Genomic DNA, 23,153 nt, shown 5'->3' on the forward strand with positions numbered 1-23,153 from the left:
TCGAAACGATGACTTACCTGATAGATCAGAGACGAAAAATCAATTTACAGAATAACTGAATATTTAGGAGTTCTATATTATGAGTCAAAATATCGCAAGTTTTATCACTAAAACTCTTGATCAAGCTGGCGTAAAACGTATTTGGGGAGTAACTGGCGATTCACTTAATGGCATTAGTGAAAGTCTGCGAAGAATGGGCACAATTGAATGGCTAGGAACGCGACATGAAGAAGTTGCCGCATTTGCAGCAGGTGGCGAAGCGCATTTATCAGGGGATCTTGCGGTGTGTGCGGGTTCTTGCGGGCCAGGTAATCTTCATTTAATTAACGGCTTATTTGATTGTCAGCGTAATAATGTACCGGTATTAGCTATTGCCGCACACATTCCTTCATCTGAAATTGGCAGTAGTTATTTTCAAGAAACCCATCCGCAAGAATTATTTAAAGAATGCAGTGTGTATTGTGAAATGGTGTCGAGCCCTGAGCAAATGCCGTACCTGCTAGAAACCGCAATGCGACAAGCAATACTAAACAAAGGCGTGAGTGTACTTGTGCTACCTGGCGACATTGCATTAAAAGATATGCCTAAAGCTATTAAGCCAAAATGGAACGTGCCAAAACCAGCAACGTATACCCCCGCTTTATCTGATATTAAAGCAATGGCGACTCATCTTAATAAAAGTAAAAAAGTAACCTTATTGTGTGGTGCTGGCTGTAAGGATGCCCACGACGAAATTGTTGCGCTAGCCGGCAAATTACAAGCGCCAATTGTGCATGCTATGCGTGGTAAAGAGTTTATTGAATACGATAATCCTTACAATGTTGGTATGACCGGATTTATTGGCTTTGCATCGGGCTATCATGCAATGCAAGAAGCCGATACGTTACTTATGATTGGTACTAGTTTTCCTTATCGTGCTTTTTATCCCGAAAATACCACCATATTACAAATTGATAATCAGGCTGCGTCACTCGGGCGACACGTACAAATTGACTGTGGCGTGCTAGGGGATACAAAAAATTCAGTGGCCACATTACTTGATTATATTAAAGGTGAACGGACAAGTTCGCACTTACAAAAATGTGTTAAAAATTACAAAGAGTCTCGACAAGATCTTGATGAACTTGCCAGTGGCAAAACCTCGCAAAATTTAATTCACCCGCAATACCTAACACGTTTACTCAACGAGCAAGCGGCTGACGATGCTGTTTTTACTTGCGATGTAGGTACGCCAACAGTGTGGGCTGCGCGTTATTTATCAATGAATGGAAAACGCCGCTTAATAGGATCGTTTAATCATGGCTCTATGGCAAATGCTATGTCGCAGGCAATGGGGGTTCAATCTGTAGATAGAGATCGCCAAGTCATTGCAATGTGTGGTGATGGTGGCTTTTCGATGTTAATGGGGGATTTAATCTCACTTAAGCAGCTTAATTTACCAATAAAGATTGTTGTTTATAATAATCGCTCACTTAGTTTTGTGGCTATGGAAATGAAAGCCAGTGGGTTTTTATCAAGCGATACCGATTTAGAAAACCCAAGCTTTGCTAACATTGCACAAGCCTGTGGCTTAAAAGGGATTCATGTGGACGACCCTGAAAAATTATCATCGGCAATGAACGAAATGATGGACCACTCAGGGCCTGTTGTTTTAGAAGTCGATACTGCAAAACAAGAGCTTTCAATGCCGCCGCAAATCAAATTAGAGCAAGCAAAAGGCTTTAGTGTTTACATGATGAAGGCGTTAATAAATGGAAAAGGCGATGAAGTTGTCGAACTGGGTAAAACTAATTGGTTACGTTAGTTAAGTTACTTCCCTATTGAGTATTTTGGCTCAATAGGGAAGTATGAAGCAATAATGTCCTCTATTATGTGCTTATTGCAAAGGTATGCCTTTCACGTAATGTAAAAAACGTCGGACATACTTTCTTAAATATTAATAAACCATAGTGCTTTCTTTTAACTTGTTGAACTAAAAGTAAAATAGCATGAGGTTTGTATAGAGTAGGTAATAGTAATAACCTATGAGGTCAATTACGTGTTTATAAAAGTAGGTATAGAGCGTTGATTAAAATTGAAGACTTTTCTTTAGCATGGCGCTGGATTAGCTCATCCCATGGTGATTTTTCTAAAGCTACATTAAATAAACTCAATCCATTGAGTGAAGATCAAGCAAGAGCATTAATTGCCGCCACACCCATTAACTTTCCGGTTGGAGCAAAAAGATTCGACTCCACACAAGGGAGTGAGTTAACACGCCAATGGTTAAAGGGCTTAGTAAATGATTCGCAAACAGTAACAATTTGCTGGGATCAAGAAACAGCATTAGCCCTACCTTGGATAGTTTTTTGTGATCACTGGGATGATTTTTGCTATCCATCAAGTGATGACATAAATCTGTATTTAACCTGAACTCTGGTTAAGAGATTTACTAAAATATTGAATCATAGTGATATTTAAATTTATTTTCTCTAGCCAGAGATTTTTAGTGAAAACAAGGCGAATTTACGCGTCAATAGCTGGCCTATTGCAAGTAAATTCAACGCAGTTAGCGCTGAAAATAGCTGCTTGAGATAGATTTATTATCCAGAGTTCAGGTTATTTAGAAAGCGGTGAACTGTTTTTACGTTGGAATCACTATGAGGTTTTTGAGTTTGACTCAAGTGCAATGTAATGAGCTAAAACACTTAGTATTGGCCTCAATTGCTACTTGGCGGTTGTTTTTAGCTTAACGTTTCACTCGCTTTACTCAATTAAAGTAAAGCGAGTGCTCAGTATCACTTACAAACTCTTTTTAGGCGGTAGGGCGACGTTTGCAAATATTAGCCCTGCAACAAGCGACATAAATATTAAAAACGTTTGCTGGCCTATATGCTCTGCATATATAAAGTCTTGGCCTTCAATGAGTGAGTTTAAGCCAATATAGGTTTTGCTACCTGGTACTAATACAATTAAGCCTTGCATGGCTACAATAGAGGCCGGCGCATTAGCAACACGGTTAAACAAGTTACTAAATATACCCACCGATAAAGCACCCACAAACGTACCTAACGTGTAATCAAGGTACATAGCTGAGCCAATACTTGTGCCGTACGCTATAAATCCTGATGCAATAGACCAAACTGCGTGTTTAAGTTTGGTTCTAAAAATAACGATTAGGCTGCTACAAAGTAAAAATATAGCCAGCCATGCTGTCCACTTTGGTAGAGGATCAGGTTGTACAAAGTCAGCTTGCCCAAAGAGTGCAAAGCCAATACCTATACCAATAAAACCGCCAAAATAGAGTTTAAATAACAGCATAAACGAGTCCATGACTCTTGCTGTACCCGACACTAAATGCCGTGCTGCAAGCTCTGCTAAGCCAAGCGCAAGTGCTAAACCGGGTATAAACACAATAATGGCCGAAAGTACCACCAAGCGTATGTTTATTTCGGGCGTTATGTACACGCTTACTGCACATGCAAGTATTGCCGATATTATGGCTACCAATGGCTCAAGCATATGAGCTACGCGTTTTGAGCGTCCAGACCAAAGTACAAACACATAAACAACCAAAGTAAGTAGCGATGACCAAATAACATCAGTCCAGCTAGTACCCATTAACATGGCAAACGCACCACCAGAAGTTGCAAAGGCAACGCCCGTAACAAGTTTATTGTATGGGTTTGGCATGTCGTAAATAGCATCTAACTGGGCGTCAACTTCTTGTAAAGTTAACTTGTCGTCAAGCATTTGGTTTACAAGGTCGTCGGTATCGGCAAGTGAGCCTAAATCGTGATCGCCAGGGTCTACACGAGCAACATGGGTGTACTCGTCTTCGTGGCCATCAGTCCAAATAACAAACGTTACCGAAGTTGGCGACATAACAAACGACGATTTAAGTCCTAAATAGGTAGCCACTTCCATTAGGTGGGCTTCTAGGCGGTAAGCAGGCGTACCATACTTGTGAAGCATTTTACCCAATTTAACGATAAATTTGCGTTTTTCTGTAAAGGTTGCAGTTTTCAAATCTTTTTGGACCAAATATTGCGATAACTAAGCTAAAAATATAGACAATACAGCTAAAACTGCCCACGTTTGATGGGCGCGATTTTAAACACTAATTGGTGTGTGTCTAGTCATTTTTAATCTAATTTTTTATTTTTTTCAGCTATCCATTGCGACATGTATTGAGTGCTGCGCATTGTATGATGTTTGAGCATTTGGCCTGTAAAGTTTTTTTCGCGATGAGCCTTTAAATCGCTACTTATTGAATCGATTTTTTTAATTAACACCGTGCTCAATTGTGCTTTATCGTAGAGCGTATTAAGGAGTGTATTGCCATCTTGCTGCGCTTGTTCAAAGTCACTTTGATTGGTGTACATTTCAACAGCTGCATTGGCAAAATCGTCGGCGGTGTTGGCTATTTTACCAGGCCATGGTAAATCATTATGCATGCCCTCAGCACCAATATTGGTGGTAACGCTGGGTGTTTGCATAATCATGGCTTCAAGCAATTTACCTTTAATGCCAGCACCAAAACGAAGTGGCGCTAAACATACACGTGCGCTTTGCATTACATCAAACGCATTATCGGCCCAGCCTTTTATTAAAAACCCTGTTTTAGGGTTATTTAGCGCCGTGGCTTTTGGTGGTGGGTAAGAGCCATAAATATGAAGTTCTGCTTTTGGTAGTTGCTTGCGAATAAGTGGCCATATCTTTTGTAAGTGCAACACGGCATCCCAGTTTGGCGCGTGCCTAAAATTGCCTATGGTCATAAAATGTTGGCGCTGCTCAAACGTTTTTGTACTTGCAGGTAATGAGCTTAAATCGACCATAAATGGTAAATGGTGCAATAAGCTTGGCTCTATTTTAAATACGCTGCTTAGTAAACGCATTTCATAACTTGAAATAATTAAGTTTAAATCGCAGCGTAAAATAGCGGCAATTTCGCGTTTTGCTATGTCTGAGTGTAAATCGCTGATTGTAAACTCACGCTCACCTTTAAACGCTTCGTGACGAGCGTTACGCAGACATTGTAAATCTTCGGTATCTAAAATTTTAATCGCATGAGGGCAATGTTTATCGACGCGCCAGCCAAATTGTTCTTCCATCATAAAGCGGTCAAACATGACTATATCTGGGTTATAGGCTTTAACGTATTCGTCAAAGCTATCGCAGTTTAGTGCAATGCTTTGGCTGGTTATGCCAAAAGCGTCAAGGTTTACCATGTGCTCTGTGCGCTGCGCGGGCGTTGCAAATTCAACGTCCCAGTTTTGCGCTCTAAAAGTATTTAATAACGACATCATGTGCGTTCCCGCAGCAGATGAATTTGGTTCTGGCCATACGAAACCAATTACCAGCACTTTTTTCATTGGCTAGAATCTCTAATTAGTGAGTTTACATTTACCAGTGTTTTTACTGGCGGAGCTGTGTTTTGTAGCAATTCTTTGAGTACTAGGTGACAACGTTTAGCAATGTCATGTGTGTTAATTACAACGGTGCTTAAGCTGTAAGGCATAACGCTATAATAAGGTAAGTGGTAGCAGCTCGCTATTTTTATATTGTTATTGGTTGGTATGTTAAGCGTCTGTATTGCAGTAAAAACACCTTGTGCAATTATATCATTTTCGCATACAAGGGCGCTTAACTGAGGGTGTTTTGCGTAAGCTTCAATAAATGCATTTTTAGCACTAAGCGCTTGGTTTTGACTGCATGATATGGCTACCAAAGGCGTAACGCCGTGCTGTGAGCAAGCAGTATTAAAGCCACTTTGAAGTGCTTGAGAGTCGCTTAGCGATAGCTCGCTTCCTATAAATGCAATATGTGTAACGCCTTGTGCAAGCAAATGCATGCTGGCTACGTGGCTGGCTTTTTTATAATCGGGAAGTACGCATGGCGCTGCGCTAAAGGGAACTTCTCGCATTAAGGTCATTACTTTTTGCTGTGCGCTGAGAGTATCGAGCCATTTGGCACAAGTATTAGCAACAGGGCAAATAATAAATGCGGCGGCGTTGTATTCTTTTAAGTTTTTAACCGCGTTTGTTTGCAGCTCAAGATTATTATTACTACTTACTATCATGGCTTGTAAGTTATTTTCGTTTAAAATACGCTCAAGGTTAGTCGCGAGTTGCGCCATATACGGATTAGTTAAATCGTTTATTACAATAGCGACTAAGTTAGAGCGCCTTGAGCGCATAGCTGCTGCATCGCGATTGTAAATGTAGCCTAGTTCGTCAATGGCTTTTAGTACTTTTTGTTTACTTTTTTTGCCGACTTTATCGCTTTGAGTAAGCACCAAGGATACGGTTGACTTTGATACACCAGCAAGATCTGCAACATCAAAAATAGTGACTGATTTAGCTCTGTTCTGCATTGTACTTAAAGTGCCGAAATAGTGAATAAATAGCGCAATAGTGTAGCTTAAATAACACTATTAAGTCATCTATTGGAATACTTTAAACGAGCTTAATGCTTTATGAACAAAGCAAAACGTGTTTATATACGTTTATAAAAGTAAAAAATAACAAAAGGATAAAAACATGAACGCTTTTAGGCTGTTAGTTGCCTTTATTTGTTGTGTTGCATTATTGCCAGCAAGTTATGCAGAACAAGGGTATCAAATGCCCTCACCAGAGCTTGCAGCTTTGGTTGATGCTAAATTAGCCCCCACTAGTTACTTGTCGAGCGATGGTCAGTGGCTTGCATTATTTGAACGCAAACGAGTGGTAACACTTGATGAGCTTGCAAAAGAAGAGCTTAAGCTTGCAGGGATTAAATTGAACCCAGCTAATTTTTCGCGTTCTCGTGTGAGCGCTAAGTTTAGCGCTGTTGAACTTAAACATGTTCGCACTGGTACAGTGATTAGTATTAATAATTTACCACGCGGTATTATTCGCTCTCCTCAGTGGTCGTCTAACAGCAAGTATTTAGCGTTTATAGTTGAGCAACCTAGCCAAGCAAATTTATGGCTTTACAATGTTGAAACAAAACAAGCAAAAGAGCTTTCAAGTGCAGCACTCAATTCAGTAATAACAGCAACTCCCTACGAATGGTTACCTGACAGTAGCGCCATAGTGGCAAACTTGGCGGTAAATGTTGGTAAACCTGCTTTGCAAAACGACAGTCAAAATGTAGTGCCTGTTATTCAACAAAGCACTGGTGAAAAAGCGCCCGCCCGCACTTATCAAAATCTATTAACAAGCCCATTTGATGAAGCGCAGTTTAAATTTTATGGCTTAGGTCAGCTGGCTTACATAACACTTGATGGTAATGCCCAAGCAATTGGACGTCCTTCTTTATTTAAAGCGTTTTCGATATCACCTGATTCGACAAATATATTGGTTGCAGGTATTAGCCAGCCATTTTCGTATCAAGTACCGTACAGCCGTTTTGCAAGCACTTGGCAAATATGGGGCATGCGCGGTTATGTTTTAGCCGAACTTGCAAAGCAACCTCTTGCCGATAATATTCCGCAAGGTTACGACAGTGTTCGCACTGGCCGCCGCGATTTTGAATGGCGAGCCGATCAAGGCGCTGAAGTTATTTGGGCGCAGGCGCAAGATGGCGGCGACATGAAAACCGACGTTGAGCACCACGATTATCTTTACAGCTTACGTGCACCATTTAAACGCGAGCCTAAATTGTTTGCCAAAGTAGAGCGCCGTTACGCGGGAATGGAGTGGAGCAACGAGAACATTGCAATGCTGACAGATTGGCGCTTTAGTGATCGCCAAGTACGTACTTACATCGTACAACCACGAAATGCCGACAGAAACCGCGTTTTATTTTCAGAGCGTAGTTATAACGATGCGTATAAAGATCCAGGTAATGCAATTTACGAGCACAACGATTTAGGTGCTAACGTTATTAAGATTGTAGGCGGGCGTTATATTTACCTGCGCGGTAATGGTGCTTCAGAGCAAGGTAATGTGCCGTTTTTAGATAGGTACGATGTTAAAACAAATAGCAGTAAGCGTTTATGGCAATCACAAGCGCCATACTACGAGCGCGTACGCGCACTGCTTGACGACGAAGGTGAGCGATTTATTACTATTCGTGAATCTAAAACTGAGCAACCTAACTTTTTTATACGCGATTTAGATAACGACACGCTAACGCAGTTAACGACATTTGAGCACCCGTATCCTGCATTTAAAGGGGTAACTAAAGAGCAGTTACGTTATAAGCGCGACGACGGGGTTGAGCTTTCTGGCACGCTTTATTTACCACCAGGGTATGACAAAACACAAGGCCCGTTACCGGTACTTATGTGGGCTTACCCACTTGAATACAAAGATAAAGCGGTTGCATCGCAAGTACGCGAATCGCCTTATGCATTTACCTACATTGGTTATTGGGGCCCAATGCCTTACCTTGCCAAAGGGATTGCCGTGTTTGACGACCCTAAAATGCCAATAGTGGGTATTGATGGCAGCGAGCCAAACGATAACTTTAGAAAGCAGTTAGTATCAAGTGCGCAAGCAGCTGTTGATGTATTAGTTAAAAAAGGTATTGCCGATAAAGATAAAATTGCCATAGCAGGGCACTCGTATGGTGCATTTATGGTTGCTAACTTATTGGCTCATAGCGATTTATTTAAAACCGGTATTGCCCGCAGTGGCGCGTATAACCGCACATTAACGCCGTTTGGTTTTCAAGGAGAAGAGCGTGATTTTTGGCAAGCACAAAGTGTGTACGCTAATATGTCGCCGTTTTTCCATGCTGAAAAAATTAACGAACCAATGCTAATGATCCACGGCCAAGAAGATCCTAATTCAGGAACCTTCCCAATGCAAAGTGAGCGCATGTACGCAGCCCTAAAAGGTTTAGGTAAAGATGCTCGCTTAGTAATGCTCCCTTATGAAGCACATGGTTACCGTGCGCGTAAAAGCTTATTGCATGTATTGTGGGAACAAGAACAGTGGTTAGATAAGTATTTGTTAAATGATACAGCAAAGCCAGTAGAGGTCATTACTGAACCAATGGTAAGTGCTGGGAAATAGTAATAAACATGAGTAAGTAACAGCGCGGCTACTTATAGCCGCGTTTTTGCTTTTAATATGAGAGTAAATTAATGATTGATGTAGCAGCGCTTGCGGTTTTTATTCCTACGTTCTTTTTTGTGTCTATCACCCCTGGTATGTGTATGACGCTCGCTATGACTTTGGGTATGAGCATTGGCGTGCGCCGCACATTATGGATGATGATAGGCGAGCTATTAGGTGTCGCAAGTGTTGCTATAGCTGCGGTATTGGGCGTTGCAAGCGTAATGCTAAATTACCCAGATGCGTTCGCTATTTTAAAGTGGGTAGGCGGCGCGTACTTAATTTATATTGGCGTTAACATGTGGCGAGCCAAAGGAAAAATGTCCATTGATACCTCAAAGCCAAGTGATGTAAGTAGGCCGTCGTTATTTACCCAAGGTTTTGTAACTGCAATTGCAAATCCTAAGGGCTGGGCGTTTATGATTTCACTACTGCCGCCATTTATAAGTGTTGAGCATGCTGTAGCTCCTCAGCTTTTAGTATTGTTAAGTGTAATAATGGTGAGCGAATTTGTATGTATGTTAGCTTACGCAACAGGCGGTAAAAGCCTGCGTTTATTTTTAAGCCGTGGCGATAATATAAAATGGATGAACCGTATTGCTGGCAGCTTAATGGCTGCTGTAGGTATCTGGTTAGCGCTAGGGTAATCGCTTAGCGAAGGAGCATATTTGTCATCTCTAAGTTTGACCTATTCAAAGGTCGGATGACTTTATTCACCAGCCGGCCTTCATATAATAAAAGTGAAGAATGATTACTCCGTAATCGAATTTATATAAGCGTTTATATTATGTTGGTTAGTTGGGTTTTTAGCTGCCCAACGATCATTTATACCATCTTTATTTTTATCAATTATGTCAGGGAATCCTAGAAATTGTCGTTCATATTCTTCCCAGCTTTTAATCATTTCTAGTTCACTGTTTATTAAACCTTTGCCATTAATAGGCGTACTACCATCTACTTGGTTTAACACTTGTGTATCAATATTATCTAAAAACATGCCATTGGCATTAAAATTAGCCCCTACGTTTTTTTCCTTTATAAGTGTGCTGTAGGTTTTTTGAGTACTATTTATTGTCGCACTATTTACAGCACCATTGATTGGCTCTAACTTAACTCGACTGAGTCGTTTATCATCCATTGATATATTTTTACGTTTTGCATCTTTGCTAGTGCGATAGTTTACACCCAGTCGGTTATCGGCAGTTATTTTCTCATCTCCCACAAAATAGTTACCAGATATATAAGCTTGAGACTTTGTTATATTTGGTGAGTACCATAAATCAACAAGTTGTATTGCTTTACTTGCGGGTCCCGGTTTGTAAATGTTGTTTATTAAGTTAAAGCGGCCATTCTCGCTACCATAAACATTATTGCTGCCCCAGTTAAAAATGATATTGTTGGAAAATTCAACAAATTCAAACTGTTCATCGTAAGGGGGTTTTAAGCGTGAACCATTTAATCGTGGTGTGCGGCTATTATGATGAGCGATGACATTATTAATAAAACTGGCTTTATTCCCCCCCCAAATTCCACCATAGCCATGGTGTCCTTTAGGGTGGATTGAATGATTAAGGCTCGCAGCTACAATTGAATTTTGCAGCGTGAATCGTTGGTTATTATAAAAGCTAGCAGTTTCATCGACTGACCAACTAAATGAGCAGTGATCAATTATTATATCTCGGCTATTGCGCACGGACATCGAATCTTCAGCTAATTTAAATGTACCAAGGCGAAAACGCATATAGCGAATAATGATATGATCAGCATCCGAAACTTGAACTGGCGCACCCGCAACGGTAATGCCACCAGGAGAGGTTTGCCCTGCAACAGTTAAAAAGCCACTTTTTACAATAATAGGTTCTTTTAAATGAATAACACCGGAGATATTAAATACCACTGTGCGCTTGTATTTACGCTTTAAGGCGTGTCTAAGTGTTCCCTTTGCTGGGTTTTTAGGATTATCTTCCAGTGAGTTAACAATATAGATTTTGCCGTCACGCCCCCCTTGCGTGTATTTCCCGTATCCATCGGCATTTTTAAAGGCTAAATTTGAGTCGAGTGCATACCCGTGAGAGGTGAATACGCCCACTAATAAAACAAATACACTTAAACTTAAATATTTAATTTTCTTATTGATTGTATCCAAAGTATGCACCCTAAAATTGTTATGTTTATAAGCTAAAGCTATCAGTAGCAAAAGTAGTTTTATTTATTTGTTGTGCTAAATTATGAAGTACGGCATTTGGATGCCATTTATCACCAAATACCCACTGTTCGACAGTTTGTTGGGCTAAATAAGTGTTAGTGGGCTGAAAATTATTACGTGCCCATGAATAACTATTAATGTTTTGATTATTCGCAAAAAAATACCGAGCGCCAAATTTGTTTGCCTTATTACGGCTTTTATCAGGGTAGGTTTTTTTGAATATTGGTTTGTCAGCCATGTGGCTAGAGAACTGGTTATTAATTAAATAAAACTGTGCATCATAATGATGTCGACCTAACCAAAAACCTTTTACACCATCAAATTCACTGTCATTTACAACGAGCTTTTGATTTACATTGAGTTCGCCATCATGCCAAAGAGTGGCACTTTGCTTTATGTTGAAGAATTTAGAATGCTCAATTAACGCGGTACCACGAGGACACACCATATCGGTTGCGCCAGTAAATGAGCAATATGAATGGTAATATAATCCATCTTTTTTATTCCACAAACTCAGAGTATCGGCCCCGTCGGAACTAATGTTACATTGATGCAAGGTGATGCGGGTGGCGTTTTCAAAACTACGAACCGCAAACTGGTGCTCGTTAGTGTTGTGTTCTCGGCCGTAGTGATTAGTGATTTGTAAGTTGACGATATTTATATCGCTACCGTTAATATTTACAACCGCCGCCCCCCAATCACTGTCGTGATTTTTTCGCCAGTTATTTCTAAGCTCAGGAAAAGTAATTCGCGTATTACTTTGCGACTGACCAACTAAACTTAAGTTATTGCGAGTTATAAATAGCTTTTCGTTATATTCGCCAGCGCTGATTAAAATAATAACGCGTTTAAAGTGAGTACTCGCATCAATAGCTTGTTGAATAGAGCTGAAATATTTAGGGTTATGCTTATCAACATACAAAATAGTACTGGGCTCACTTCCAATGGCTGGTGTTTTTGAGTGGATGTTGCAACTAACCAATAGACAAATAACGAAAAAAGTAAACTTCATCATTAACGACCTATTATTGACGTTTTTATTGAATCAGTATCAATACTTACAATCGCCCCTCGGTGTTGAATAACCTGTCCGGCTAATAAGTTACCAGCTTTGGCACAGTCCTCTATTGAATTACCGTGTAGCCAGTATGCTAGAAACCCCGCGTTAAATGAATCCCCAGCCGCTGTTGTATCAGTAACATTATCGACTTTGTTGGTTTTAAAATAGCGGGGCTCTGAGGTGTTTTTATTACTGTACTGACAACCATCAGCACCTGTTTTTATGAGCACATGCTGAGCGCCGGCTTTGTGTAAACGAGAATGGCAAGCGGTAATATTATTATCGGCCCAAATTTGTACTTCATCATCAAAAGTGAGCAATGATAAATTAGCAAGCGCATACATGACTTTGTTGGTTTTTTTACAGTGTTCATCACTTGCCCAAAGAGCCGGGCGGTGATTACTGTCATAAATAATATCGACACCTTGATGAGCAAGCTTTTTCAGAATTTCAAGCAGGGTATTGCAATCTTTAACTGATAAAATAGCGAGTGATATCCCTGATAGATAAATAGCATCAAAATGACTAAGAAGCGCGACAATATGGTTAAAATCAGGATGTGTTACCAAATATTTTGCTGCTGAGTCGCTTCGCCAATATTGAAAAGAGCGCTCTCCTTGAACATCGTTTTGGATCATATACAAACCAACCTGTTTATCAGGTGCGATAAGTACAAAATCAGTATTTAATTGATGTTTTTGCCACTGCTTTATCATCGCGGTGCTCAAAGTGTCGGCACCCATGCAAGTAACATAATTTACATCAACACTTTGACCTGCGAGCTTTTTCAAATAAATAGCGGTATTCATTGTGTCACCGCCATAGTTTTGTTGCATAGAAGAAAATAATTGACCCGATAGCTCAACCATACACTCGCCAATAATTGCTATTTTTTTGATAGACATTTAAAGCGTGACTCCTTTTTTCCAGATAGCGACTTCACGAATATCATTCTTTTCATTACAGGTTTGTTTTCCGTTGACTATCTCAACAAGCAAGTCAACAAACTCACCATGCACTTGCTCCATACTTACATCGTTGATGAGCACACCAGCATCAAAATCTATCCAGCGTGTTTTTTTCTTGGCTAGCTCTGAATTAGTGGCAATTTTAAGCGTAGGAACAAAGCCGCCATAAGGGGTGCCACGACCAGTGGTAAATAGTACAATGTGGCAACCAGAAGCACCTAAAGCACTTGTTGCAATTGGGTCATTGCCAGGTGCATCTAGTAAGTTTAAACCGGGTACGCTCAAACGTTCACCGTAGTGTAAGACGGCTTGTACTTTGCTGCTGCCAGCTTTTTGTGTACACCCTAGTGATTTATCTTCCAATGTGGTTATTCCGCCTTTTTTGTTTCCAGGTGACGGATTTTCGTAGATGGGTTGATTATGTGCTTTGTAATAACCTTTAAAGTTGTTAACCATTTCAACTAACTTATGAAAGGTTGCTTCGTCTTTACAACGCGACATTAATAGCGTTTCGGCACCAAACATTTCTGGTACTTCGGTTAACACGGTTGTACCGCCTTGGGCTATTAAATAATCTGAAAACACACCTAGCATAGGGTTAGCTGTTATGCCCGATAGGCCATCACTGCCACCACACTCTAAACCAAATTTAACTTCACTTAATTTTCCAGGTTCGCGTTTGTCGTGCTTTATTCGACTATAAATTTCTTCGAGAAGAGCGACACCATCTTCAATTTCGTCATCAGCTTGTTGTGTGATTAAAAATTTAACGCGGTTTTCATCAAAATCCCCAAGCCCTTCTTTAAACACATTTAATTGGTTGTTTTCACACCCCAAGCCAACAACCAACGCACCGCCTGCGTTAGGGTGCAATACCATGTTTTGTAAAAGAATACGGGTTGTTTCTAAATCATCACCGAGCTGTGAGCAGCCAAATTGATGAGGAAAAACATGAATTCCGTCAATGCCAAGATCAGGGTTTCGTTGCATAAACTCTTTTTTCATTTGTGCAATCATACCGTTTACACAGCCAACAGTAGGGATAAGCCAAATCTCGTTGCGTATACCAATTTCGCCATTTTTACGACGATAAATATTAACATCGGGTGATGGAGTTGCTGCTGCTTGGTCAATAAACTCAGGGGTGTATTGATATTCAAGTTCATCGTTTAGGGTGGTTTTAACACAGTGTGTATGAACCCACGTACCTTTTGGTATATTAGCTAAAGCAAAGCCAATTGGAGCTCCATATTTTATAACTTTCTCGTCTTTTTCTATGTCACGCAAAGCTACTTTATGGCCTTTGTCTACATCTTGAGTTACTAAAATGTCGATGCCATCAACCGGTAATGTTTCGCCTGCTCCAATATTGCGCATGGCAATTGCTACATCATCGGTTGGGTGTAATTTGATTAATGGTTTCATTTTATTGACCTAATTTACTTTCAATGGTGGCTGCTACACTGGTGTTCAACATACTCTGTAGATAACCTACGATGCTTTGTTTAAGGCCTGAAATATCATTTAAATTTGTTTCCCAGTGCCAATCACAGGCTAGGAACTTTTCAACCAATTGATCAATACTTAAGCTACCACGGCCATACTCCAGCCAGTTGTCTTTAAAAAACGCTAACCATTGTTCGCTATCACTGAGAGCTATAGACTCATCATTACGTACACCACTGTAAAATAAAATTTGTCCAGCCATTGCCATCGCAATTAACTCAGGAACCTTTTGGTTTAATTCCACATATTTAAATAGCTGAGGTAGCAGGCGTGTCTTAAATTTAGTCATACTGTTTAGTGAAATAGACAATAGTAGATGGCAAATATAGGGGTTTCTAAAGCGGTTAAGTACATCGCTGGCAAACTTCTTTAGCTCATCTGCGGGTAAATCAAGGGTCGGAATAATCTCATCAGCAATGAGTTGAGTTAAATACCGTTCAAATAATTGAGTACTAAGGGCATCACCAACCGAGTCAATATTTGCCATATATGCCAGCGGCACTAACGCTGTATGTGCTCCATTTAAAATAGCCACTTTGCGTTGTTTGTAAGGTGAAATATCGTCGACAATTTTTATATTTACGTCACTGTCTTTCAAACACAATAACTCAGCGAGATGTTTTGGTCCTTGAATAACAAATAAGTGAAAATACTCGGCAGTGACCATAAAGTTGTCTAAATAACCGAGTGACTCTTGCAGTTGTTGATGTTCGTCTCGTGGAAAGCCTGTCACAATACGGTCAACTAGGCTTGAGCAAAAATGGTTATGTACATTTAACCATTGGGTAAACTCTTCTGGTAATTGCCAGTTTTTTGCGTACTTTAAAACGATTTCTTTGAGCTTTTCGCCATTGTAATCAATAAGTTCACACGGAATAATGACCATGCCTCTTTCTGCTGAGCCAGCAAAGTGATTAAATCGATGAAATAACCATTGTGTTAGCTTTGCTGGGAATGCTTTTGCAGGTTTATCCTCTAGCTTGTCTGAATCAATGTACTCTATGCCTGCTTCAGTTGTGTTTGAAAAAATGATTTTCAAATCAGAATTTGTAGCAAGCTCTAAAAAACGCTCAAAGTTTTTATAAATAGGGATCTCTTCATTAACGCAACCAATAATACGCTCTTCACTTACGGTTTCACCTTGTTCATTTAAGCCACGAATAATAGTGGTGTACAAACCATCTTGTGTATTTAGCAGCGGTAATGTGTCGTAATCAATTGGGCGAATAATTGCAATGCCTGCACTTAGATCACTCGTTTGGTTTAATTTATCTATTTGCCAATCGACAAAAGCGCGTAAAAAGTTACCTTCACCAAATTGCATTATTTTTGTTGGGTATTTGTTTTTATTAAAGTTTTTTCTATTCAATGTTTGCATAATATAACCCATTTTGAGTATCGATTGGCCTGTTGTTGATTTCATACTACTTACAAATGCCACCGGTGGCAAATTAAATTTGACAAACTGCCACCGGTAGCGAAGAATGGCTTTTAACAACTCAAATTATTTTATTTACATTATATAAATATAGAGATTAACGATAGGAATTGGCAATGAGCATGCATTTATTCGATTTAAAGGGAAAGACGGCCTTAGTAACTGGGGCCAGCCGTGGATTAGGGCAGCAAATAGCCTTGGGTTTAGCTCAAGCAGGTGCAAATATTATATGTAGCAGTAGCCAAGAGAATGGTTGCAAAAACACGTGCCAGATGATTAACAATGAATCAGGGCAAGTGATTGAATTATCTGCTGATTTAAGCCGCGAAGATGCTGTAATTTCGCTTGCGGAGCGTGCATTAGAGTATGCTGGGACTGTTGATATTTTAATTAATGTAGGTGGCACTATTTTTCGAAGTCCAGCCGTAGATTATCCGTACGAGCAGTGGCAAAACGTAATGAAAGTAAATGTTGATGCTAGTTTTTTACTTGCTCAGGTACTTGCACCTGCAATGATTAGAAAAGGGCAAGGGAAAATTATCAATATTGCGTCAATGCTTTCATATAGTGGTGGCATGACAGTACCTGCTTACACAGCAAGTAAACATGCTATTGCAGGCGTTACTAAAGCATTAGCGAATGAATGGGCGCAATATAATATTCAAACAAATGCAATTGCTCCCGGTTACTTTAAAACCGATAACACACAAGCTTTACAAGATGATCCTACTCGAAACAGTGAGATCGAAAAACGTATACCAGCAGGGCGTTGGGGTGAAGCTGAGGATTTAATTGGAACCGCCATCTTTTTATCATCAGCTGCTAGCGATTATGTTAATGGACATATTTTAGCTGTTGATGGCGGCTGGTTAGCACGATAACTTTATTTTAGGTAGCAAACTATGAGTACAGAAATTGAGTCACGTTACGCCGTTGGTCCAAATGAAGTGAAAGGCTACGATACACAGCAGCTCAGAGATGAGTTTTTGGTTGATAAGCTTATGCAAGTAGACAAAATTTATTGGCTGTACACGCATTACGAACGTTTTATGGTAGGTAGTGCGGTTCCAACTGCAGGAGCTTTAACGCTAGAGACATTAGATAACCTTAAAGCAGCTCATTTTTTGAATGGACGTGAATTGGGCATTATCAATGTAGGCGGCCGAGGTACGGTAACCGCAGACAATGAGACGTTTGAACTTAACTACAAAGATGCTTTGTATATAGGTAAAGAATCAAAAAATGTGACGTTTAAAAGCTGTGATAACACAAATCCAGCTAAGTTTTATTTAAATTCGGCGCCAGCACACCATAAATACCCAAATAAACGAGTTACCCGTAATGATGCAAACGTCTTGCATTTAGGCGCTTTAGAAACGTCTAACGAGCGTGATATAAACCAAATGCTGATTAATACAGTTGTAAAGACATGCCAATTACAAATGGGTTTGACTGAGCTAAAGCCTGGTAGTGTATGGAATACAATGCCTGCTCATCAACATGATCGACGTAATGAAGTGTATTTTTATTTTGAAATACCAGAGCAACAAGCTGTGTGCCATTTTATGGGAGAACCCACAGAAACGCGCCATTTATGGATACATAATGAACAGGCCGTTGTTTCACCTGCGTGGTCTATTCATTCTGGGTCGGGTACTCAAAACTACAGTTTTATCTGGGGGATGGCTGGCGAAAATCTAGATTATGATGATATGGATAAATATCAGCCGCATGAACTGAGGTAATGTAGTTCGTACAATCGCTTATTCACACACTGATAAGAAGAAATATAATAATGCATAAGAATCTTCTCAATGTCGTTTTTTTGGTTTTATCGATCGGGCTACTCACCAGTTGTAGCGATGATAAAAAAACCATACGTTTAACATTAGCGCATACACTTGATACTCGTCATGTGGTTCACAAGGCGATGGAATATATGGCAACGCGGCTAGATTACTATTCAAAGGGGAGTATGGAGATAGTAATTTACCCAGGTGGCCAACTTGGTTCTGAACGAGAGTTAATTGAACTATTACAAATAGGCAGCCTTGCTATAACCAAAGTATCAGCCAGTCCTCTTGAAGGGTTTGTACCTGAAATGAAAGTATTTGGTATCCCTTACTTATTCAGAGATAGTGAACATTTTTGGCGAGTACTCAATAGCGAAACAGGCCAAAATTTACTCGATAAGGTTGCAACTGCAAAACTTAAAGGGCTGGGTTATTACGATGCGGGTAGCCGTAGTTTTTATACAACGAATAAACCAATCAACACACCTGATGACTTAGTGGGTGAAAAAATAAGAGTACTGAATAGTCCAACTGCGGTTGCCACTGTCCAAGCCCTTGGTGGTGCAGCTGCGCCTATTGCATGGGGTGAACTCTATGCAGCTTTGCAACAAGGTGTTGTTGATGGTGCAGAGAATAACCCACCTAGTTATTACTTATCTCGCCATTATGAAATAGCAAAATATTATTCATTAGATGAGCACACATTTGTACCTGATGTGATTATAGCCAGCCAAAGTGTGTGGAATTCGTTAAATACTCAGCAACAGCAATGGCTAAGCCAAGCAATGGCTGATTCAGTAAAGTACCAGCGTTCGTTATGGCAAACCGCTTCTGATGACGCCCTTGCAAAAGTAATTGAAGCGGGTGTTGAAGTAACCTATCCAGATAAAAAAGCATTTCGCGATCAAGTCGTTGAGTTTCATGCGTCTTTTGACAACACTCCTGTTGCAAAAGTAATAACAAAAATTAAAGCAATGTAGTGAGAGATGATGCGTAAATTTAACACACTTTTAAATCACCTAATTGAGCGTATTTTGATTATGGCTATGGTTGCCATTGTTGCAGTGGTTTGCTGGCAGGTTTTTTCGAGATTTATAATGCGTTCGCCAAGTTCATATACCGAAGAATTAGCGCGCTTTTTGCTTATTTGGATTGGCGTATTAGGTGCAGCCTACGCTTATCGAACACGTGCACATTTAGGGCTTGATCTGTTTTATGAAAAAATGAAACCGAGACTAAAGCACAAATGCGCTATTTTTATAGAATTAATAGCGCTAATAACAGCCAGCAGTCTATTAATTTATGGGGGCGCTTTATTGATGCTATTAAGCTTTGATTTGAAGCAAACATCAGCAGCTTTAGGCATTAATATGGGATTTGTTTATTTAGTGTTGCCATTAAGCGGGGTACTTATTGCGATTAATTGCTTAGATAATTTACTTCAATTAGCCGCTACTAGACAGAAGGAGGAGGTGTAATGGATTTTACAGCAATAATTCTCGTCGTTACTTTTTTTGCATTACTACTTATTAATGTCCCTATTTCAATATGCATTGGTTTAGCTACTTTACTCGCCTTATTAATGCATATGGATTTTACGCCGGCGGCGACGACTATCGCCCAACAGCTAGCTGGCGGATTAGATAGTTTTGCTTTACTTGCTATTCCATTTTTTATTCTCTCTGGGCTTATCATGGGCCAAGGAGGGATCGCCAAGCGGTTAATCGAATGTGCGATGGCATTAATAGGGTTTTTACCTGGTGGCTTAGCGTTGGTAAATGTTTTGTCGTGTATGCTATTTGGTGCAATATCAGGTTCTGCTGTAGCTGCAACCTCAGCGATTGGTAGTTTTATGGTACCAGAGATGAAAAAACATGGTTACAGTGAAAACTTTGCGGCTGCTGTCACCGCGACGGCATCCACGACGGGCATGCTAATTCCACCCAGTAATATTTTAATTATTTATGCAATCGCCAGTGGTGGTGTTTCAATTGCGGCATTATTTATAGCAGGCTACCTTCCAGGTATATTAGTTGGACTTGCATTAATGACTGTTTGTGCGGTGTATTCTATTAAAAATAAATACCCTGTAACAGCACGCCTACCGTTGAAAATTGTTATTGAAAAAGTGTTGGCTGCCTTTCCTAGTTTGCTGCTTATTTTTATTGTAATAGGCGGTATTATTGGAGGGGTATTTACTGCAACTGAAGCGGGGGCAATCGCGGTAATTTATGCGTTAATATTATCTGTTATTGTTTATAAGGAAATTAGTTTAGCCGCGTTACCTGGAATATTACTAAAAGCATGTGAAACAACCGCGATTGTAATGCTCATCATAGGTGCTTCTTCTGCAATGTCTTGGCTGCTATCGTTTACCCATATTCCGCAAATTGTCAGTGATTTCTTTTTAACACTCAGTGATAACCCAATTATTATATTATTACTCATAAACTTGATTTTAATTCTAGTGGGAGCATTTATCGATATGACTCCAGCGGTGCTTATTTTTACGCCAATATTTTTGCCTGTGGCTGAACAGTTTGGTATGTCGCCTATACAATTTGGTATTATGATTGTACTAAATTTATCCATAGGGTTGGTGTCGCCACCAGTAGGAAGTGTACTTTTTGTAAGTTGTGCAGTGGCTAAAACGTCTCTTCATAAAATTATTAAGCCAATGATCCCGTTATATATCGTTATGTTTTTAGTTTTAATGCTGGTTACCTACGTACCTGCTGTGAGTGAGTTTTTACCTCGCTTATTTGGTCTTATTGAGTAACATAATCTGAACTTGGGATAATAAACTTGTTTTAAGCCGTAATTTTCACGCTAACAGCGCTGAATCTACTACAATAGGCTATACAAAAAGCGGTTGGTCGAATTTATTTTGCGTAAAAGCCAACCGCTGTTATAACTATTGTCTTACAAAATAATTTATTTTTGGGTTCATTTTTGCCTTGAAAGACTAATCACTGCAATGGTTTCTTTACAGACATCAAGTAGCTGGTAAAATTGAAGATTACCCTTGTTCAGGAACTTATAATGTCAGTAACGATCAATGATGTAGCACGGCTTTCAGGTGTTTCAAAACGTACTGTTTCTCGCGTAATTAACTGCTCACCAGCAGTAGGTGAGGCAACGCGTGAGCGGGTACTGGAAATAATTAAAGAAACAGGCTTTTCACCAGATAAGCAGGCTCGTGGACTCGCATCTAGTCGTTCTTATTTATTAGGACTAATTTATGATAACCCTGATGCGCTTTATATTGACCAAGTACAACGCGGTGCTTTAAGTGTGTGCGCCGAACTGGGTTATGAGCTAGTTGTTCACCCCGGGTCGTCAAAGCATGAGGACTTTATTGATGATTGCTTACGTTTTATTTCACGCTCAAAATTAGATGGCGTGATTATCCTACCACCAGTATCTGAAAATAAAGCACTTGCGGCGGCTCTTCGTGAAGCACAATGTCCTTATGTACGCCTTGCCTCTGTTGATTTAGATGATGCAGACAATATAGTTGTCTCGGATGAGCGTGCAGCCATGCGTGATATGGCAAGCCATTTAGTTGAACTTGGTCATACCGATATTGGTTTTATTTCTGGGCCGCAACATTTTCGTTCATCTACTGAGCGTTTAGCCGGTTTTTTGGCTGAGTTACAGGTTTACAATGTGCAACTACCAGACAGTCGTATTGTGGAAGGGAAAAATAATTACGAAAGTGGCTTAATGTGCGCACAAACACTGTTAGACACGCCTAATAGACCAACAGCTATTGTAGCTAATAATGATGAAATGGCCGCAGCGGCATTACGCGTTGCAAGTAACTTAAATATCAAAGTACCCGATGAGCTTTCAGTTGCAGGATTTGATGATAATATTTTAGCGTCGCGCATTATTCCTTCGTTAACGACGATTCGTCGACCTGTTTATAATATGGCATGTTTAGCAGTACAAAAGTTAATAAATAAGTCACGTGCAACAAAAGAAAAGTTACCACTTCAAAAAACGGTTACGCCCACTTTAGTTAAGCGAGAGTCGACAGGGCAATGTAGCGAATAATACCAAACGGCATAAATACTTGAACAATTTAATGAATTAAATCACTCTATAACGTTGTTAAAAATTTTTTATTTAGAACAATTAGATATAAAATTTTTTGCCTAGTTATAGTGCAATTTTCTTATCTTTAAATAGACCCCATATATAAGCCGGTTGGTATAAAATACCCGTTATAGCTGTTTTTTTAAAAATAACGTCATTGCTTTTATTGTGTCTGTTTGCCACGGTTGAAATAGCCAAAAACAATGAGGAGCATCTTTAAATTGATAAACTTCAGTGGTTATACCCAGAAAATTTAACTTTTGAATGGCTTTTTCTCTGCCTGCATAAAAACGCTTAGCACTACTATTGATAAATAAGGTCGCGGGTGAGCTTGCGTTAATATAGTTAATTGGTGACGCATTATGCCAACGTTGGGGGTTATCCTCATATCGCGAACCGAGCCAAGCACTCGCAGATGTTATTTTTTTACTTGGGTCATTTTCATAGCGTAGGGCTATAGGTGTTGTAAAATCGCTCAATCCATCAATATTTATTAATACGTTAGCTTTTATAAGTGGGTTATTAGTTTCTTTTAATTGCCCTTGACTGTAGGCCAGTAAGGCCGCCATTTGCCCTCCTGCAGAGCTGCCAATTAGCGCTAGTTTTGATGTATCTATATTATATTGTGCTTTATGAGTTGTAAGCCAATTCAGCGCAGTGGCTAAATCATTAATTGCAGCAGGATATTGCGCCTCTGTTGATAATCTATATGCAGGCACTGCAACCACAAACCCTTGTGCTGCAATAGAAAATGCTAATGTTTTTAATAGTTCAGGTGTTCCTGATTGCCAGCCCCCACCATGAATCATGACAACAAGTGGTAAGGAAGCGGTTGAATTTTTGGGGCGATAAATAGACATTGCTAATACATGGTCGGTAACTTTTTTATAAACAACATCCTGATAGGACAAGATTTCGCGGGGTATTGTTTGTGAGGGTAACTGTATTTGTGGGTAATCCTTTATTAATTTTTTATACCTATTTTGCAACGTGTACTCTTTTCCATATGCGGATGATACTACAAGAAAGGTACTTAGAATGAGTATAATACAATG

19 protein-coding genes are annotated in these 23,153 nt (G+C 39.8%); 10 read left to right on the top strand and 9 right to left on the bottom strand.

The annotated features are described in order from the left end of the window. The first annotated feature begins 79 nt into the window (after nucleotides 1-79). Entirely contained in the window at nucleotides 80-1,804 is a 1,725-nt protein-coding gene (gene poxB / locus LOS73_RS05510) for a ubiquinone-dependent pyruvate dehydrogenase (RefSeq protein WP_457934633.1), read from the top strand. A gap of 260 nt (nucleotides 1,805-2,064) precedes the next feature. Continuing rightward, on the top strand, nucleotides 2,065-2,412 hold the full coding sequence (locus tag LOS73_RS05515; protein WP_007377216.1) for a hypothetical protein: 348 nt from the start codon (nucleotides 2,065-2,067) through the stop codon (nucleotides 2,410-2,412). Nucleotides 2,413-2,781: 369 nt separating this feature from the next. Here the strand turns inward: LOS73_RS05515 and LOS73_RS05520 are convergent, their stop codons facing one another. The 3 genes from LOS73_RS05520 to LOS73_RS05530 all read right to left on the bottom strand — a co-directional run bounded on the left by LOS73_RS05520 (nucleotide 2,782) and on the right by LOS73_RS05530 (nucleotide 6,355). Beyond that, a complete protein-coding gene (locus LOS73_RS05520) occupies nucleotides 2,782-4,008 on the bottom strand; it encodes a threonine/serine exporter family protein (protein ID WP_008134486.1) in 1,227 nt (408 codons plus the stop codon). Nucleotides 4,009-4,124: 116 nt separating this feature from the next. Beyond that, nucleotides 4,125-5,354: a glycosyltransferase gene (locus tag LOS73_RS05525; protein WP_007377218.1), complete on the bottom strand. Its 1,230-nt coding sequence runs from the start codon at nucleotides 5,352-5,354 to the stop codon at nucleotides 4,125-4,127. Beyond that, nucleotides 5,351-6,355 (bottom strand): LacI family DNA-binding transcriptional regulator, encoded by a 1,005-nt coding sequence (locus LOS73_RS05530; RefSeq protein WP_007377219.1) that lies wholly within the window; start codon nucleotides 6,353-6,355, stop codon nucleotides 5,351-5,353. The genes LOS73_RS05525 and LOS73_RS05530 overlap by 4 nt, the downstream gene beginning before the upstream one ends. A gap of 166 nt (nucleotides 6,356-6,521) precedes the next feature. Between LOS73_RS05530 and LOS73_RS05535 the strand changes: the two genes are divergently transcribed. After that, nucleotides 6,522-8,984, top strand: a complete 2,463-nt coding sequence (locus LOS73_RS05535) for a S9 family peptidase (RefSeq protein WP_457934634.1) — start codon at nucleotides 6,522-6,524, stop codon at nucleotides 8,982-8,984. Between the two features lie 71 nt (nucleotides 8,985-9,055). Further along, nucleotides 9,056-9,673, top strand: a complete 618-nt coding sequence (locus tag LOS73_RS05540) for a LysE family translocator (protein ID WP_457934635.1) — start codon at nucleotides 9,056-9,058, stop codon at nucleotides 9,671-9,673. Between the two features lie 104 nt (nucleotides 9,674-9,777). Here the strand turns inward: LOS73_RS05540 and LOS73_RS05545 are convergent, their stop codons facing one another. From LOS73_RS05545 to LOS73_RS05565, 5 genes are read right to left on the bottom strand one after another with little or no spacing between them, the layout of a single operon-like run. Further along, on the bottom strand, nucleotides 9,778-11,172 hold the full coding sequence (locus tag LOS73_RS05545; protein WP_457934636.1) for a pectate lyase family protein: 1,395 nt from the start codon (nucleotides 11,170-11,172) through the stop codon (nucleotides 9,778-9,780). A gap of 25 nt (nucleotides 11,173-11,197) precedes the next feature. Further along, entirely contained in the window at nucleotides 11,198-12,247 is a 1,050-nt protein-coding gene (locus LOS73_RS05550; RefSeq protein WP_457934637.1) for a pectinesterase family protein, read from the bottom strand. Then, entirely contained in the window at nucleotides 12,247-13,197 is a 951-nt protein-coding gene (locus tag LOS73_RS05555; protein ID WP_457934638.1) for a sugar kinase, read from the bottom strand. Before LOS73_RS05555 ends, LOS73_RS05550 begins: the two co-directional genes overlap by 1 nt. Beyond that, nucleotides 13,198-14,685 carry a UxaA family hydrolase gene (locus LOS73_RS05560; RefSeq protein WP_342866011.1) on the bottom strand — a complete coding sequence of 496 codons (1,488 nt, stop codon included), beginning with the start codon at nucleotides 14,683-14,685 and terminating at the stop codon, nucleotides 13,198-13,200. It lies immediately after the preceding gene. A gap of 1 nt (nucleotide 14,686) precedes the next feature. Next, nucleotides 14,687-16,189, bottom strand: coding sequence for a tagaturonate reductase (locus LOS73_RS05565; RefSeq protein ID WP_457934639.1), 1,503 nt, complete (start codon nucleotides 16,187-16,189; stop codon nucleotides 14,687-14,689). Between the two features lie 131 nt (nucleotides 16,190-16,320). On the opposite strand from LOS73_RS05565, the gene LOS73_RS05570 reads away from it, so the two are divergent. The 6 genes from LOS73_RS05570 (at nucleotide 16,321) to LOS73_RS05595 (ending at nucleotide 22,056) form a co-directional block, all read left to right on the top strand. Then, nucleotides 16,321-17,085: an SDR family oxidoreductase gene (locus tag LOS73_RS05570; protein WP_342866009.1), complete on the top strand. Its 765-nt coding sequence runs from the start codon at nucleotides 16,321-16,323 to the stop codon at nucleotides 17,083-17,085. Nucleotides 17,086-17,106: 21 nt separating this feature from the next. After that, the gene (gene kduI / locus LOS73_RS05575; protein ID WP_033031990.1) at nucleotides 17,107-17,949 is read left to right on the top strand and encodes a 5-dehydro-4-deoxy-D-glucuronate isomerase; all 843 of its coding nucleotides are present in this window, start codon (nucleotides 17,107-17,109) and stop codon (nucleotides 17,947-17,949) included. A gap of 50 nt (nucleotides 17,950-17,999) precedes the next feature. Further along, entirely contained in the window at nucleotides 18,000-18,977 is a 978-nt protein-coding gene (locus LOS73_RS05580) for a TRAP transporter substrate-binding protein (protein ID WP_033023705.1), read from the top strand. Between the two features lie 6 nt (nucleotides 18,978-18,983). After that, on the top strand, nucleotides 18,984-19,475 hold the full coding sequence (locus tag LOS73_RS05585) for a TRAP transporter small permease (RefSeq protein WP_007377230.1): 492 nt from the start codon (nucleotides 18,984-18,986) through the stop codon (nucleotides 19,473-19,475). After that, nucleotides 19,475-20,776 carry a TRAP transporter large permease gene (locus LOS73_RS05590; protein WP_007377231.1) on the top strand — a complete coding sequence of 434 codons (1,302 nt, stop codon included), beginning with the start codon at nucleotides 19,475-19,477 and terminating at the stop codon, nucleotides 20,774-20,776. The genes LOS73_RS05585 and LOS73_RS05590 overlap by 1 nt, the downstream gene beginning before the upstream one ends. A gap of 263 nt (nucleotides 20,777-21,039) precedes the next feature. After that, a complete protein-coding gene (locus tag LOS73_RS05595) occupies nucleotides 21,040-22,056 on the top strand; it encodes a LacI family DNA-binding transcriptional regulator (protein ID WP_007377232.1) in 1,017 nt (338 codons plus the stop codon). A gap of 170 nt (nucleotides 22,057-22,226) precedes the next feature. Here LOS73_RS05595 and LOS73_RS05600 read toward each other — a convergent pair whose 3' ends face one another. Then, the gene (locus LOS73_RS05600) at nucleotides 22,227-22,958 is read right to left on the bottom strand and encodes an alpha/beta hydrolase (protein WP_157770570.1); all 732 of its coding nucleotides are present in this window, start codon (nucleotides 22,956-22,958) and stop codon (nucleotides 22,227-22,229) included. Between the last annotated feature and the right edge of the window lie 195 nt (nucleotides 22,959-23,153).

Source organism: Pseudoalteromonas sp. SCSIO 43210, from assembly GCF_054133285.1.

What these genes read in the sequence shown, in the direction of transcription:
- poxB (WP_457934633.1), top strand. Translation starts at nt 80, where the DNA reads ATGAGTCAAAATATCGCAAGTTTTATCACTAAAACTCTTGATCAAGCT.
- LOS73_RS05525 (WP_007377218.1), bottom strand. Translation starts at nt 5,354, where the DNA reads ATGAAAAAAGTGCTGGTAATTGGTTTCGTATGGCCAGAACCAAATTCA.
- LOS73_RS05530 (WP_007377219.1), bottom strand. Translation starts at nt 6,355, where the DNA reads ATGCAGAACAGAGCTAAATCAGTCACTATTTTTGATGTTGCAGATCTT.
- LOS73_RS05535 (WP_457934634.1), top strand. Translation starts at nt 6,522, where the DNA reads ATGAACGCTTTTAGGCTGTTAGTTGCCTTTATTTGTTGTGTTGCATTA.
- LOS73_RS05540 (WP_457934635.1), top strand. Translation starts at nt 9,056, where the DNA reads ATGATTGATGTAGCAGCGCTTGCGGTTTTTATTCCTACGTTCTTTTTT.
- LOS73_RS05550 (WP_457934637.1), bottom strand. Translation starts at nt 12,247, where the DNA reads ATGATGAAGTTTACTTTTTTCGTTATTTGTCTATTGGTTAGTTGCAAC.
- LOS73_RS05555 (WP_457934638.1), bottom strand. Translation starts at nt 13,197, where the DNA reads ATGTCTATCAAAAAAATAGCAATTATTGGCGAGTGTATGGTTGAGCTA.
- LOS73_RS05560 (WP_342866011.1), bottom strand. Translation starts at nt 14,685, where the DNA reads ATGAAACCATTAATCAAATTACACCCAACCGATGATGTAGCAATTGCC.
- LOS73_RS05565 (WP_457934639.1), bottom strand. Translation starts at nt 16,189, where the DNA reads ATGAAATCAACAACAGGCCAATCGATACTCAAAATGGGTTATATTATG.
- LOS73_RS05570 (WP_342866009.1), top strand. Translation starts at nt 16,321, where the DNA reads ATGAGCATGCATTTATTCGATTTAAAGGGAAAGACGGCCTTAGTAACT.
- kduI (WP_033031990.1), top strand. Translation starts at nt 17,107, where the DNA reads ATGAGTACAGAAATTGAGTCACGTTACGCCGTTGGTCCAAATGAAGTG.
- LOS73_RS05580 (WP_033023705.1), top strand. Translation starts at nt 18,000, where the DNA reads ATGCATAAGAATCTTCTCAATGTCGTTTTTTTGGTTTTATCGATCGGG.
- LOS73_RS05585 (WP_007377230.1), top strand. Translation starts at nt 18,984, where the DNA reads ATGATGCGTAAATTTAACACACTTTTAAATCACCTAATTGAGCGTATT.
- LOS73_RS05590 (WP_007377231.1), top strand. Translation starts at nt 19,475, where the DNA reads ATGGATTTTACAGCAATAATTCTCGTCGTTACTTTTTTTGCATTACTA.
- LOS73_RS05595 (WP_007377232.1), top strand. Translation starts at nt 21,040, where the DNA reads ATGTCAGTAACGATCAATGATGTAGCACGGCTTTCAGGTGTTTCAAAA.
- LOS73_RS05600 (WP_157770570.1), bottom strand. Translation starts at nt 22,958, where the DNA reads ATGTCTATTTATCGCCCCAAAAATTCAACCGCTTCCTTACCACTTGTT.